Origin of the sequence: Polynucleobacter kasalickyi, assembly GCF_900176405.1 — a bacterium.
Lineage (GTDB): Bacteria > Pseudomonadota > Gammaproteobacteria > Burkholderiales > Burkholderiaceae > Polynucleobacter > Polynucleobacter kasalickyi.
Genome location: NZ_FWXJ01000001.1, coordinates 278308 through 291186, shown reverse-complemented (window position 1 = coordinate 291186; position 12879 = coordinate 278308). Strand labels below are relative to the sequence as shown.

General features: G+C 41.8%; 14 protein-coding genes. 9 read left to right on the top strand and 5 right to left on the bottom strand.

Features of this window, described 5'->3' with window-relative positions:
• Positions 1-20 precede the first annotated feature (20 nt).
• The 3 genes from serS to B8983_RS01365 are packed head-to-tail and all read right to left on the bottom strand — an operon-like array spanning position 21 to position 4419.
• Complete coding sequence (serS, locus tag B8983_RS01375; protein WP_084282064.1) at positions 21-1334, bottom strand: serine--tRNA ligase; 1314 nt, start codon at positions 1332-1334, stop codon at positions 21-23.
• 33 nt (positions 1335-1367) lie between these two features.
• Positions 1368-2030, bottom strand: a complete 663-nt coding sequence (gene lolA, locus B8983_RS01370) for an outer membrane lipoprotein periplasmic chaperone LolA (RefSeq protein ID WP_084282063.1) — start codon at positions 2028-2030, stop codon at positions 1368-1370.
• A 22-nt stretch (positions 2031-2052) separates the two neighbouring features.
• The gene (locus B8983_RS01365) at positions 2053-4419 is read right to left on the bottom strand and encodes a DNA translocase FtsK (RefSeq protein WP_084282193.1); all 2367 of its coding nucleotides are present in this window, start codon (positions 4417-4419) and stop codon (positions 2053-2055) included.
• Between the two features lie 122 nt (positions 4420-4541).
• Between B8983_RS01365 and trxB the strand changes: the two genes are divergently transcribed.
• The 4 genes from trxB (at position 4542) to glnK (ending at position 8255) form a co-directional block, all read left to right on the top strand.
• Complete coding sequence (gene trxB / locus B8983_RS01360) at positions 4542-5498, top strand: thioredoxin-disulfide reductase (protein WP_084282062.1); 957 nt, start codon at positions 4542-4544, stop codon at positions 5496-5498.
• A gap of 101 nt (positions 5499-5599) precedes the next feature.
• Positions 5600-6139 (top strand): inorganic diphosphatase, encoded by a 540-nt coding sequence (gene ppa, locus B8983_RS01355; protein ID WP_084282061.1) that lies wholly within the window; start codon positions 5600-5602, stop codon positions 6137-6139.
• 69 nt (positions 6140-6208) lie between these two features.
• A complete protein-coding gene (locus B8983_RS01350; RefSeq protein ID WP_084282060.1) occupies positions 6209-7846 on the top strand; it encodes an NAD+ synthase in 1638 nt (545 codons plus the stop codon).
• A gap of 70 nt (positions 7847-7916) precedes the next feature.
• Positions 7917-8255 carry a P-II family nitrogen regulator gene (glnK, locus tag B8983_RS01345; RefSeq protein ID WP_084282059.1) on the top strand — a complete coding sequence of 113 codons (339 nt, stop codon included), beginning with the start codon at positions 7917-7919 and terminating at the stop codon, positions 8253-8255.
• Between the two features lie 67 nt (positions 8256-8322).
• Here the strand turns inward: glnK and B8983_RS01340 are convergent, their stop codons facing one another.
• Positions 8323-8874, bottom strand: a complete 552-nt coding sequence (locus B8983_RS01340; protein WP_084282058.1) for a phasin family protein — start codon at positions 8872-8874, stop codon at positions 8323-8325.
• A 105-nt stretch (positions 8875-8979) separates the two neighbouring features.
• Here B8983_RS01340 and B8983_RS01335 point away from each other — a divergent pair, with 105 nt between their 5' ends.
• From B8983_RS01335 to B8983_RS14085, 3 genes are all read left to right on the top strand, one after another.
• Positions 8980-9858 carry a DMT family transporter gene (locus B8983_RS01335; protein ID WP_084282057.1) on the top strand — a complete coding sequence of 293 codons (879 nt, stop codon included), beginning with the start codon at positions 8980-8982 and terminating at the stop codon, positions 9856-9858.
• Positions 9855-10613 (top strand): SDR family oxidoreductase, encoded by a 759-nt coding sequence (locus B8983_RS01330; protein ID WP_084282056.1) that lies wholly within the window; start codon positions 9855-9857, stop codon positions 10611-10613. The genes B8983_RS01335 and B8983_RS01330 overlap by 4 nt, the downstream gene beginning before the upstream one ends.
• A gap of 90 nt (positions 10614-10703) precedes the next feature.
• Positions 10704-10841, top strand: a complete 138-nt coding sequence (locus B8983_RS14085) for a hypothetical protein (protein ID WP_200806851.1) — start codon at positions 10704-10706, stop codon at positions 10839-10841.
• Positions 10842-10961: 120 nt separating this feature from the next.
• On the opposite strand, the gene B8983_RS01325 is transcribed toward B8983_RS14085, so the two are convergent.
• The gene (locus tag B8983_RS01325) at positions 10962-11195 is read right to left on the bottom strand and encodes a DUF2798 domain-containing protein (protein ID WP_084282055.1); all 234 of its coding nucleotides are present in this window, start codon (positions 11193-11195) and stop codon (positions 10962-10964) included.
• Positions 11196-11396: 201 nt separating this feature from the next.
• On the opposite strand from B8983_RS01325, the gene B8983_RS01320 reads away from it, so the two are divergent.
• Together B8983_RS01320 and B8983_RS01315 are read left to right on the top strand one after the other, a co-directional pair.
• Positions 11397-12116: a pirin family protein gene (locus B8983_RS01320; protein WP_084282054.1), complete on the top strand. Its 720-nt coding sequence runs from the start codon at positions 11397-11399 to the stop codon at positions 12114-12116.
• A 39-nt stretch (positions 12117-12155) separates the two neighbouring features.
• Positions 12156-12794: a site-2 protease family protein gene (locus tag B8983_RS01315; protein WP_084282053.1), complete on the top strand. Its 639-nt coding sequence runs from the start codon at positions 12156-12158 to the stop codon at positions 12792-12794.
• Positions 12795-12879: the final 85 nt, after the last annotated feature.

Sequence of the window (12879 nt, the reverse complement as noted above, 5' to 3'; positions counted from 1 at the left end):
TTAAACCAAATCTGTAATTTTTAGGGGGTTAATACTGCAATTCCCGCCAAATATGGTCTCAACGCGACTGGAATCTTAATGCTGCCATCAGCTTGTTGGTTATTTTCCAATAAAGCAACTAGACAACGGCCAACGGCTAATCCCGATCCATTTAAGGTATGAATTAATTGTGGTTTGGCTTGTCCAACTTTAAAACGAGCCTGCATCCGACGCGCCTGAAAATCACCCATGGTGGAGCAAGAACTAATTTCACGATAAGTGTTTTGTGAGGGTATCCAAGCTTCTAAATCGTAAGTTTTAGCACTCCCAAAGCCCATGTCACCGGTACAAAGTAGCACTTTTCTGTATGGGATTTCTAACTTTTCTAAAACTGCTTGAGCGTGACCAACCAGTTCTTCGAGAGCAGTTAAAGAATCTTCGGGTTTAACGAACTGGACTAGCTCTACCTTTTCGAACTGGTGCTGTCGAATCATGCCCCGGACATCACGACCATGACTTCCTGCCTCAGATCTGAAACAAGGGGTATGAGCAACATATTTTTGTGGCAATTGCTCTTCGCTAAAGATCACATCACGAGCCATATTGGTGACAGGGACTTCAGCAGTAGGGATGAGGTAGAAGTTTTCAATCCGAGCTTCACCAGCCTCCCCTTCTTCAACGCCACCCATTTTGCGAGGGACTTTAAATAGATCCTCCTCAAACTTTGGTAATTGTCCGGTGCCACGCATACTATCTGCATTGACGATAAAAGGAACGTTAATCTCTTCGTAAGCATGATGCTCACTATGCAAATCCAACATAAATTGTGCTAAGGCGCGATGCAATCTTGCAATGGAGCCTCTCAACACAACAAAGCGCGATCCGGTAATTTTCGTAGCTGATTCAAAATCAAGCCCGTACATGGAGCCTAAGTCCACGTGATCTTTAATCGGAAAATCAAAAGAGGGAACATCACCCCAACGAGAAATCTCTACGTTATCAGTTTCATCTTTGCCAAAAGGAACCGTCTCATGCGGCAAATTCGGAATACCCATGACAAACTGTTGAATCTGTAATTGCAGAACTTCTAACTGTTCTGAACTTGTTTTTAACTCTTCATTGATTTGGTTAGAGAGGGCTAGTTCACTCGTCGCATCCTCCCCTTTACCCTTTTTCATACCAATTGATTTTGCTAACTGGTTACGCTTCGCCTGCAATTCTTCGGTAGCCGCCTGTAACTGTTTACGTGTATTTTCTAACTGTGAGAATTTTTCACAATCAAGGATGAATTTACGGTCGGCTAAACGTTTGGCTACGAGCTCGATATCTTTACGAAGTAACAGGGAATCAATCATATTGTCAATCTAAGGTTTAATTTGAAGAGGAGATCATTTTAATTTAACGATTTCTGCATTTGGTGGAACGCTAAAGTTAAATTCGTCATTGCTAATCGGTAGATTTGTTTTTACTTGGGAAAACGTCAGCAAAATCGTATTATCCAGCGCATCTCTTAACTCCATAGCAACTGGTAAATTATCCTTCATTCCTATCCCAATTTTATTAAATGCTAGATCATCGAGACCTTTTTTTGCGGCTTTTGGTATCAGTTCTACCCAAGAAATACCGTTATTCTCACCTTTATTCATCAATTCAAAGAACTCATCTAATTGATTTGTGCCAAATAAAATAGCGATTGGCGTAGTTGCCAAAGCCTTACCTGCTGGACGATAGGTCACTTGATTGAGATCTTTATCCCACATGATTAATTGCTTACCATCCGAAATCAACTTTTGTTCATAGGGCTTGATCGTTATCCAAGTAAATTTACTTGGCCGCACAAAGTTAAATTGTCCAGAAAATTGCCGTAAGATTTTTGGCTTATTATCAGCGCCTAATTGATTGGCAATTTGTTGTTGTAGAAATTCACCGCGAGCAGATTGAACGGTTTTCGTAAATGTCTTGAGTTGTGAAATGCCGTCCAATGCCTGAACAGGGGTATTCAGCAATAGGAGGCTAAAAAATAGAAGGATCGACTGGAAAAGTTTTTTCATAGAGTTTCTAGAAACAAAGATCTCAAAGATGCTCTGAGCGGGGAGCTAAGATCTCACGTGTCCCAGATCCGGACATTTTCGACACTAATCCAGCACGTTCCATATCTTCCAGTAATCTAGCGGCTCGGTTATAGCCAATCCTTAAGTGGCGTTGGACAAGTGAAATTGACGCCCGCTTATTTTCTAAAACAATCGCCACGGCTTGATCATATAAAGGATCAGATTCACCACCGGCTTCACCACCAGCACCCTCAGCACTTTCATCGCTACTACCATCGATGATCTCATCTACATAGTTTGCTGTTCCTCTTTCTTTAAGCCAGTTCACGACGCGTTGCACCTCGTCATCCGAGACGAAAGCGCCGTGCATTCGCTGGGGATGGCCACTGCCTGGCGGCATAAATAGCATGTCGCCCATCCCTAAGAGTGCTTCGGCACCCTGTTGATCTAGAATCGTACGACTATCAATCCGGCTGCTAACCTGAAAGGAAAGACGAGTCGGAACGTTAGCTTTAATTAACCCTGTAATCACATCAACGCTTGGACGCTGGGTGGCAAGAATTAAATGGATACCTGCTGCCCTTGCTTTTTGAGCAATACGAGCGATTAATTCTTCTAATTTTTTACCAACCACCATCATTAAATCAGCCAACTCATCAATGATAATTACAATCGTCGGTGCTTTTTGTAATGGTTCTGGATCTTCTGGTGTCAAGCTAAAGGGATTAAATAGGTGTGTGCCTGCAGCTTGCGCATCAGCAATTTTTTTATTAAAACCAGCTAAATTTCGAACGCCAAATTTACTCATTAACTTGTAACGCCGATCCATCTCTTTCACAGCCCACTGTAAGGCATTAGACGCCTGCTTCATATCGGTAACCACTGGCGTTAACAAATGAGGGATATCCTCATACATAGCCATTTCCAACATTTTTGGGTCAATCAAAATCAGCCGAACTTCATCTTGTTTGGCCTTAAATAGCAAGGAAAGAATCATGGCATTAATGCCCACAGACTTACCTGAACCGGTAGTACCAGCGACCAAGCAATGCGGCATTTTTGCCAAATCAGCCACCATCGGCTGACCAGCAATATCTTTACCCAAAGCCAAGGTAAGTAAGGATGGACTACCGTTATAGACTTGAGAGCTTAAGATTTCCGACAAACTAATCATTTGTCGTTTTGGATTTGGTACTTCAAGGCCCATACAAGTTTTACCGGCAATTGTTTCAACCACCCGCAATGCTTGCGTACCTAGCGCTCGATTCAGATCCTTACTAAGATTGACAATCTGACTACCCTTCACGCCTACCGCTGGCTCAATCTCGTAACGTGTAATAACAGGCCCAGGATAAGCAGCAATCACTTTTACTTCGACCCCAAAATCTTTTAATTTGCGTTCAATCAGTCTTGAAGTAAATTCTAAGGTGTCGGCTGAAATCATTTCCTGTCTACCAGGAGCCTCGTCCAATAGAGCTAATGGAGGTAACTCAGAGTCTGGAATTTCTTCGAATAGATTTTTTTGTTTTTCGCGCACAACGCGATCGCTAATTTCAATCGTAGTACTTTGCCTGACTATCTGAATTGGTTCCTCTTCAACATATTTCTCTAACTCTTCTTCGACAAACTCTTCTCTTTCCACCGCCGCAACTTCACCAATCTTGCGATCCTCGACCGTTTGCCTTTTATTTCTTAGGCTAAGAAACATGATTTCCAAATAACGGCCCACTTTTTCTGAAAATGATAGCCAAGAAAAGTGTAAAAACAGGGATAAGCCTGAAAAGAAAACGAACAGTAAAAACAGGGTTGAACCCGTGAAGCCCAATAAATCTTGCAAAGGATCACCAATCATTTCCCCTAAAACACCACCCGGATGATCGTTGGGCAATGGAATTTTTAAGGTGTGCAAGCGAATTGACTCCAAAGTCACGCTAGAAATTAGCGTCATCAGAAAGCCTAACCATCGCACAATGAGTACTTCTTGATTGGACTTCTGATCTTGAGCTTGCGATTTTTCCTGTTCTTCTTGCAACCACTCCGGATTGGCAATTTTTGTCCAACCTTGAGTTACCCGCCTTGCAAACAGAATTACCCACCAATATGCAGAGGCGCCAAATACGAAGAGTAGGAGATCGGCGACGAAAGCACCAGCCCGGCCTCCCAAATTCTTAATTTCTCCACCCGAATTATTCGACCAAGCCGGATCATGTTGGTTGTAAGTAATTAATATGAGCAACAAGGCAACACAAGCAGCCAGCGAAAGAAACCACTTAATCTCGACTAGCAATTTGGTAAATTTGTCTTTACTTTCAGTAGGAGAGGGGTATACCCCCGCATGAAGAGGTGATTTCTTGTTAATGTTTGGTCTTTGAACAGAGTTTTGTCCCATATTGCCATTGTAAACTGCATCCTTATTTTTTAGCAGAATTTCCACGACTCAAATGCAGTGAATTTTGTAAAACCTTTTGCAGAATCATGAAAATTATCGTTATTTCTTATAAAATAGAATTTATGACTGATAAAACAATTAAACACGCGAAATTACTCATTTTGGGTTCTGGGCCCGCAGGATACACTGCGGCTGTATATGCTGCGAGAGCTAACTTAAATCCAGTATTAATTACTGGCTTAGCACAAGGTGGTCAATTAATGACAACTACCGATGTGGAGAATTGGCCAGCTGATCCTCTTGGGGTTCAAGGACCCGAGTTAATGCAACGTTTTCTTGAACATGCTGAACGTTTTAATACTGAAATGATCTTTGATCATATTCATACAGCAAAACTCACTGAAAAACCAATTCGCCTTGAGGGTGACTCTGGGGTTTATACGTGCGACTCACTCATCATCTCTACTGGCGCTTCTGCTCAGTACCTGGGTTTACCTAGCGAAGAGCAATTTATGGGTAGGGGCGTTTCCGCTTGTGCTACTTGCGATGGGTTTTTCTACAAAAACCAAGAGGTTTGCGTCATTGGTGGTGGTAATACAGCGGTGGAAGAAGCCCTTTATCTAACCAGTATTGCCAAAAAAGTAACCGTGATTCACCGTCGCGACAAATTCCGTGCTGAACCTATTTTAATTGACCGGTTAATGGCTAAAGTCGCTGAAGGAAAAGCTGAAATCAAATGGCATAGCCAGATTGATGAAGTACTTGGCGACCAATCTGGAGTTACTGGTGTTCGGATTGTGAAGGCGGATGGCACGAAAGAAGAAATTTCCTTACATGGTATTTTTGTAGCGATTGGCCATAAACCCAATACCGATATTTTCGCTGGTCAACTTGAGATGGAAAATGGCTACATCAAAACCTTAAGCGGTACTTCAGGTAATGCCACGGCCACCAATATTCCAGGCATTTTTGCTGCTGGCGATGTACAAGATCACATTTATCGTCAGGCTATTACCAGTGCTGGCACTGGTTGTATGGCTGCTCTTGACGCGCAAAGATATTTGGAGTCCATTGCTTAAGTTGTAGATCTTTACTTTCTTTCTTCAGTCCCCAGACGCCAGCATGCTTTCAGTTAAAATGGTGGCGTCAATCAACAAAATCCCCGTCCTTTGGAGAATTCATGAGCTTAAATCTAGTTGCAGCCGGTAAAAATGTTCCAGAAAAATTTAATGTCATTATCGAAATCAGTATGAATGCTGATCCGATTAAATACGAAGTGGATAAAGAGACTGGTGCAATATTTGTCGATCGCTTTATGGGTACTGCGATGTTTTACCCTTGTAACTATGGCTATATTCCACAAACTATCGGTTTAGATGGAGATCCAGTTGACGTGTTAGTGATGGCGCCTTACTCATTGCCGCCAGGAGTAGTGGTAAGTTGTAGAACCATTGGGGTCCTCAATATGGAAGATGATGGTGGTGTAGATGCAAAGCTACTAGCAGTACCTGACACCAAACTTTTACCAAGTTATGCCCACATTAATGCACTAGAAGATGTCAGCCCACGGACACTGAACCAAATCAAGCACTTTTTTGAACATTACAAAGATCTTGAAGAAGGCAAGTGGGTTAAAATTCAAGGATGGGATAATGCAGATGCTGCTAAAAAAGAGATTTTGGCCGGTATCGAGCGTTATCAATCTGCCAATAAAGGTTAATTCATATATCTAGATGGGTATTGAAAAATACCCTCTAATTTTTTTGTCTACTCGATCAGCTTAAAGCCAATGCAACATACGCCAATAAAAATAGCATTAGCCCAAATCAATTGTGTAGTTGGTGATTTAGCCGGTAATGTTGTCAAAATCGTTGAACAAGCGAGAAATGCCTACCTTCAGGGTGCAAAGCTACTAATCACTCCGGAACTTTCCATCACTGGTTATCCACCCGAGGATCTGCTATTTAGAGATGCCTTTATCAAAGCCAATGACAAGGCACTCCAACAGTTATGTAAAGAGCTTGCTGAGTTTACTGATTTACATGTAATTGTTGGCCACCCACATCGTGGAGAGACTCCTGAGTCAAAACATTTGCTATTTAACCAAGCGAGTGTTTTGAAAAATGGGGCGGTGGTTGCTAGTTATCAAAAACAAATGCTGCCCAATAACGAAGTTTTTGACGAAGTCAGATACTTTGCGGCGGGGAATGAGGCCTGTGTTTTTGAGATTGAGGGTCTCAAAGTTGGCGTTTTAATCTGCGAAGATGTTTGGCACGCCGGACCTGCTCAAAAAGCAAAAGTTGCGGGAGCGCAGATCCTTGTAATCCCGAATGCTTCGCCGTTTCATATGGACAAGTTAAGTCTTCGCAGTGAAGTGACAAGGCAACAAGTGCTGGCCACTGGACTCCCTGCTGTTTATGTCAACTTGGTTGGTGGTCAAGATGAGCTTGTTTTTGATGGTGCCTCATTTGTCCTAAATCGCGATGGTCAAACAGTTTATAACGCGCCTCAATTTAAAGAGGATTTGGGAATTATCCAGGTTATCAACGGTGAGCCTCAAAAACTGCCTTTACTAAAACCCTACTCTGAACTTCAACAAGTGTATGAAGCGCTTGTTTTAGGTGTGAAAGACTATCTAGGAAAAAATGGTTTTCCTGGTGCGATTATTGGACTATCGGGTGGGGTTGATTCCGCCCTAGTTTTGGCAATTGCCGTTGATGCGCTTGGCGCAGATAAAGTAAGAGCTGTGATGATGCCATCAAAGTACACAGCGGAAATTTCTTGGGTTGATGCGAAAGAAATGGCAGATAAGCTAGCAGTTCAATACGACGAAATTTCTATTTTGCCAATGATGGAAAGCTATGATGCGGCCTTAAAAGATGAGTTTACTGGTTTGCCGCTAGATGCTACTGAAGAGAATATTCAGGCTCGAATTCGAGGTACCTTATTAATGGCACTATCAAATAAATCAGGTCGTATCGTGCTAACGACAGGTAATAAAAGTGAGATGGCGGTAGGCTATTGCACCCTATACGGAGATATGGCCGGGGGATTTGCAGTTATTAAAGACGTCTCAAAAACTCTGGTTTACCAACTTTGTCATTACCGTAATAGTGTCTCTCAAGTGATTCCTGAAAGAATTATTACGAGACCGCCATCTGCCGAACTCAGGCCGGATCAAAAGGATCAAGATAGCTTGCCATCCTATGATATTCTTGACGGTATCGTTCAACATTACATGGAAAATGATATTCCGATTGAATCTCTCCCAGCTTTAGGATATAAACGGGAGGATGTTGAACTGGTGACGCGCTTGATTAAAATTAATGAGTATAAACGTCGTCAGTCCCCGATTGGGGTAAGAATTACTCGCCGAGCATTTGGTCGTGATTGGAGATATCCAATTACCTCTAAGTTCCGAGCTTAGACTTCAAGTTGTTAATTGCCACTTAAGAACTATCGTATTAAATTAAAAATCCAACATTCGGAGAATCATGATGAAATTAGTAACTGCAATTATCAAACCATTTAAATTAGATGAAGTACGTGAAGCACTCTCAGATATTGGGGCAAGTGGACTCACAGTTACGGAAGTTAAAGGTTTTGGCCGTCAAAAGGGTCATACCGAACTGTATCGTGGTGCTGAATATGTGGTCGACTTCTTGCCGAAGGTTAAACTCGAGTTGGTTGTGGAATCTAGTCAAGTCGATCAAGTGATTGACGCAATTGTTAAATCGGCTAAAACTGGAAAAATTGGTGACGGTAAAATTTTCGTAACAGAGGTTGAGCAAGTCATTCGTATTCGTACTGGCGAAACCAACGAGAACGCCGTTTAATCGTCCACTAAGCTCTACAAAAGCCAAAGGAAAATTCCTTTGGCTTTTTTTATGCATTCAATTTAGGCTACTTTTTTGCAGCTGTAAAAGTGGTCTTTGCTTTTTTAGTAGCGGTTTTTGTCTTTTCACTCATTTCATCCAATTGCTTATCGGCAGCTTCTAAAGCGTGGTCAATCGTGCGACGTCCTTCTTTATACACTTTGTTGCTTGCCTCAGAAACTTCCTTAACCATCTTAGAAAACTCAACGCCACCAACTGGCATTTTCTTACCAGCATCTTCTAACCAATCTTCCAAAGCATTTTTTGCTTTATCGTAATGTTTTTCTGCTTCATCAGCAGTTTCTTTACCCATTTGCTTGAGCAAACCCTTTACTTTCTTTTGATACCCTTCCATCCGATCAACCGCCTCTTGAGCAGCTTTTTCTTGGAATTCTTTTAATTTTGTGAGGTCATTTTTTGCAGTTAATTTTGCAAACTCTAATGCTTGTGTCATATTCGTTTGTAGCTCAGCAGCATGATGTTCGCTCAGTTGCTTCGCAACATCCATCAGTTTATGAGAAAGTGCAAATAACTCTTGGGCTTTTTCTGCTGACCAGGGCTGGAAATCTTTTTGGCTCATAACAACTCCTTCGCTCAATGGAACAATTTAAAGTGACTACTCTTCACTTCATGCTACACCAATTTTGTGCTGTGAAGAACACTTGATTACAATTAATTCATTCTTATGTCGATAAATCATCCTTCTCAACGCATCATTGGCATCGTCATTGCCTCTATTGCCACCCTCTTTTTTGCCATTTTGGATACCAGTGGTAAATGGTTGGTGCAGTCGTTTCCAGTGATTGAAGTTGTCTGGGTTCGCTTTGCCGTACATATGCTGCTCGCGCTGATCTGCCTACTTTATGCAGAAGGTTTTAAAAAGTTACTGATCGAAGATATTCGACTACATGCCTTACGGTCTGTCATGTTATGCACGATGACCGCACTCAATTTCTATGCTCTGCAGTACTTACAATTAGCGCAAACAGCGGCCATTTTATTTTCTTCGCCAATTATTATTGCGCTGATTAGTTCCTTCAGCCAACATGAACGATTGACTGCAGTAAAGTGGGTTGCCATCATCGCCGGATTTTTAGGCGTCTTAATCATCTTGGATCCACTTGGCTATCACTTTCACCCAGCCATGTTGTTAGTCTTAGCGCATGCCACCATCTTTGCTTTATTTAATTTTTTATCCAAACGGATCGCCGCAAAAAGTAGCCCCTTAGTCACCCAGTTTTATTCAGCACTAGGTCCCACCATTCTTTTGTTACCCTTTTTATTCAATCACTGGCAAGCACCTAGCCTGCCATTAGAATTTGGCGTATTTTTCTGCGCGGGACTTTTTGGGTTTTTAAGCCATAACTTGATTAGTGTGGCTTATCGCTATGCCAACCCAGCTACTATTGCTCCATTCTTTTATCAACAAATGATTTGGATGGTCTTACTTGGTTGGTTGATCTTTGATCAAATCCCAACCTGGAATGTTTATGCCGGAACCCTTTTAGTCATTGGTTCTGGATTATATTTAGTGTTACACGAATTAAAACAGGAGAAAAAATGACCTCTCAATTCCCTATCGCTCTCGTCACTGGCGCAGGTACTGGCATCGGTAAAGCCTGTGCCCATGCCCTTGTTCAAAATGGCTATCATGTTATTTTTACTGGTCGCAGAATCGAAGTACTCCAACAAGCGATTACTGAGCTAAAGGATCTATCCAATCAAGCAACTCCTTATGCTTTAGATATATCGAAAATAGATCAGGTGCAAGGATTATTCCAAATGATTGACGATCGATTTGGACGCTTAGATGTCCTTTTTAATAATGCAGGCAGAGGCACTCCCGTCATGGACTTTGATGAAATTCCGCACGAATTATGGGCTGAAACCGTTGGTACTAATTTGATGGGAGCGATTTATTGTTCTCAGGGTGCTTTTAAACTCATGAAAAATCAATCTCCCCAGGGAGGCAGGATCATTAATAATGGGTCAATTTCGGCACATACGCCGCGTCCCTACTCCGCCCCTTACACCAGTACTAAGCATGCGATTACTGGGTTAACCAAATCATTGGCGCTCGATGGTCGTAAGTACAATATCGCTTGTGGTCAAATTGATATTGGTAATGCAGCAACCGAAATGACCGACAGAATGGCCGCTGGAATTATTCAAGCAGATGGCAGTATTGCCGCTGAGGATCGCATGGATGTGAATCACGTAGCTCAAGCAGTTGTGCAAATGGCGAAGTTTCCGCTTGAGTCGAATGTTTTATTTATGACGATTATGGCTACCAAAATGCCGTTTGTCGGCAGAGGTTGATTCGCTTTATCAAGGAATTGAAAGAAAATAGGCTGAAATAATAAAAATATTGGATAATAGAAGTATTCAATTTATATTCAAGGATTTGACATGAACGAATGGCACAACGAACCCAAAGAAGAAATCAATAAAAAGATGATTACTCTTATCTCTATGTTAGCTGGTGCAACTTGCTTGGCGATTTTGTTTGCTATTACTGCCGCTCATATTGGTTATGTTTTTGGCTAAGCCCTAATTGAATCAAAAAGAATTGGAAATTTAATCCATTAATATTTTCAACTTCGCTTAAAGAAAGCAGCTTTTAGTTGCTTTTTTATTTGGTGCGAACTTGGTACCAACTCACCGAGATTATTTGGGTGAGTTCAGACTTTTCATCACAATCCCCACCATCATCAGCACGAGTGGGCGATAAAAAATAATGGCCATTGCCGCCAGCGGATACGCAATCGGCCACAACTCCAGCCACTTTTCAAGGAAAGCCCCAGAAAAGCCGAGTAAGTACAAGCTAATAAATAAAGTGAGGGTTAATGACATGAAAAACCCCATAAAAACTGCAAAAAGCACTGCTGGTAATTTAAACATTCTAAATCCTTGATAAATTTAGCAAAATACGACTTCAACGCATGAATTGTACTTTTGAAATTTCCAAGCCCGTAGATTTTTTTAACATCTATTGAATTTATAATAAGGTTCTTAGGTAAATTGAATAATTTCGATTATCCTAAAGCATTCACGGGATCATTTTCCGAGGGGAAAATACCTGGCTAATTTAAGGAAATTCATATGCTTTACAAACGTCTTGCCAATGACCGTGGCTATGGTGACCACGGTTGGCTAAAATCTTTTCATAGTTTTTCTTTTGCTGATTACTATGATCCAAACTTTATGGGCTTCGGGCCACTACGCGTGATCAACGAAGACTGGATTGCCTCTGGTAAAGGTTTTGGTACACATGGCCATCGTGATATGGAAATCATTACCTATGTACTAGAAGGTGAACTTGCCCATAAAGATAATATGGGTAACGGTCGTGCCATCTTGCCCCATGAGGTACAGCGCATGAGTGCGGGTAAGGGCGTGATGCATAGTGAATTCAACCATGCGGAAGGCGAAACTACCCATATTTTACAAATTTGGATTCAACCGGATGTTTTGGGTGTGCCCCCTAGCTACGAACAGACCTATTTTGCTCCTGATGAAAAAAGAGGAAAACTACGCCTGGTAGCCTCGCCAAACGGACAAGATGGTTCTGTAACGATTCATTCGAATACACAACTATATGCTGGTTTATTTGATGGTAATGAAGCAACCTCCTACCCACTCAAAACAGGTCGGATTGCTTATCTTCACCTAGCAAAAGGTCAAGCTACCATCAATGGTGAAGATTTGGTGGCTGGCGATGCACTGATGTTTGTGGAAGAAAGTGAAGTGACTATTACCAATGGTATAGCTGCTGAGGTCTTACTATTTGACTTACCGCTTGCACCTTTAACGAATCAATAACTATATCTTCATTAGTCACCATCAAACGAAAAGGTAAAAATGTTTCCTAGCTGGATTTATCAACTGATCATTGATGCACCGCCACTCATTCTGGCGATTACATTACATGAAGCTGCCCATGGGTATGCCGCCAAACACTTTGGCGACTACACTGCTTATTCGCTGGGTCGGGTCACCTTAAACCCAATCAAACATATTGACGTGTTTGGGACCTTTTTAATTCCATTGATTTTAAAGTTGTCTGGTTCACCCTTTCTATTTGGCTACGCGAAACCCGTACCGGTGAATTTTAATGCCCTAAAAAACCCTAAAAAAGATATGATTTGGGTTGCCTTAGCAGGGCCTGCTTCCAACTTTATCCAAGCCATTGGATGGGCCTTGATATTTAGTTTGATGCTTACTGTCGGTGCGGATGAGCTTCTGTTACAAATGGCAAAAGCTGGTATCTATTGGAATCTCGTCTTAGCGGCCTTTAACCTCTTCCCGATTCCGCCCTTAGATGGTGGGCGGATTTTAGTAGGTCTGCTGCCACGCGCTGTTGCGTCAAAATTTGCTCGGATTGAGCCGGTTGGGATTTTTATTGTGATTGGCTTAGCAATGATTGGTGTATTGGGTCAATTTTGGATGAACCCACTCATTGATGCTTCTTATGTCATCATCAAACAGTTTGTGTTTTAGGTTGATGACCATTTGGCCAACTTGCACGAATTAAAAAAGCTGATTCTGAGACAAGTGCACCACAATCAGCTTTTGTAGCATCTTA

Excerpts from the sequence above, each read along its gene's own strand:
- serS (WP_084282064.1), bottom strand. The coding sequence starts at position 1,334 with ATGATTGATTCCCTGTTACTTCGTAAAGATATCGAGCTCGTAGCCAAA.
- lolA (WP_084282063.1), bottom strand. The coding sequence starts at position 2,030 with ATGAAAAAACTTTTCCAGTCGATCCTTCTATTTTTTAGCCTCCTATTG.
- B8983_RS01365 (WP_084282193.1), bottom strand. The coding sequence starts at position 4,419 with ATGGGACAAAACTCTGTTCAAAGACCAAACATTAACAAGAAATCACCT.
- trxB (WP_084282062.1), top strand. The coding sequence starts at position 4,542 with ATGACTGATAAAACAATTAAACACGCGAAATTACTCATTTTGGGTTCT.
- ppa (WP_084282061.1), top strand. The coding sequence starts at position 5,600 with ATGAGCTTAAATCTAGTTGCAGCCGGTAAAAATGTTCCAGAAAAATTT.
- B8983_RS01350 (WP_084282060.1), top strand. The coding sequence starts at position 6,209 with ATGCAACATACGCCAATAAAAATAGCATTAGCCCAAATCAATTGTGTA.
- glnK (WP_084282059.1), top strand. The coding sequence starts at position 7,917 with ATGAAATTAGTAACTGCAATTATCAAACCATTTAAATTAGATGAAGTA.
- B8983_RS01340 (WP_084282058.1), bottom strand. The coding sequence starts at position 8,874 with ATGAGCCAAAAAGATTTCCAGCCCTGGTCAGCAGAAAAAGCCCAAGAG.
- B8983_RS01335 (WP_084282057.1), top strand. The coding sequence starts at position 8,980 with ATGTCGATAAATCATCCTTCTCAACGCATCATTGGCATCGTCATTGCC.
- B8983_RS01330 (WP_084282056.1), top strand. The coding sequence starts at position 9,855 with ATGACCTCTCAATTCCCTATCGCTCTCGTCACTGGCGCAGGTACTGGC.
- B8983_RS14085 (WP_200806851.1), top strand. The coding sequence starts at position 10,704 with ATGAACGAATGGCACAACGAACCCAAAGAAGAAATCAATAAAAAGATG.
- B8983_RS01325 (WP_084282055.1), bottom strand. The coding sequence starts at position 11,195 with ATGTTTAAATTACCAGCAGTGCTTTTTGCAGTTTTTATGGGGTTTTTC.
- B8983_RS01320 (WP_084282054.1), top strand. The coding sequence starts at position 11,397 with ATGCTTTACAAACGTCTTGCCAATGACCGTGGCTATGGTGACCACGGT.
- B8983_RS01315 (WP_084282053.1), top strand. The coding sequence starts at position 12,156 with ATGTTTCCTAGCTGGATTTATCAACTGATCATTGATGCACCGCCACTC.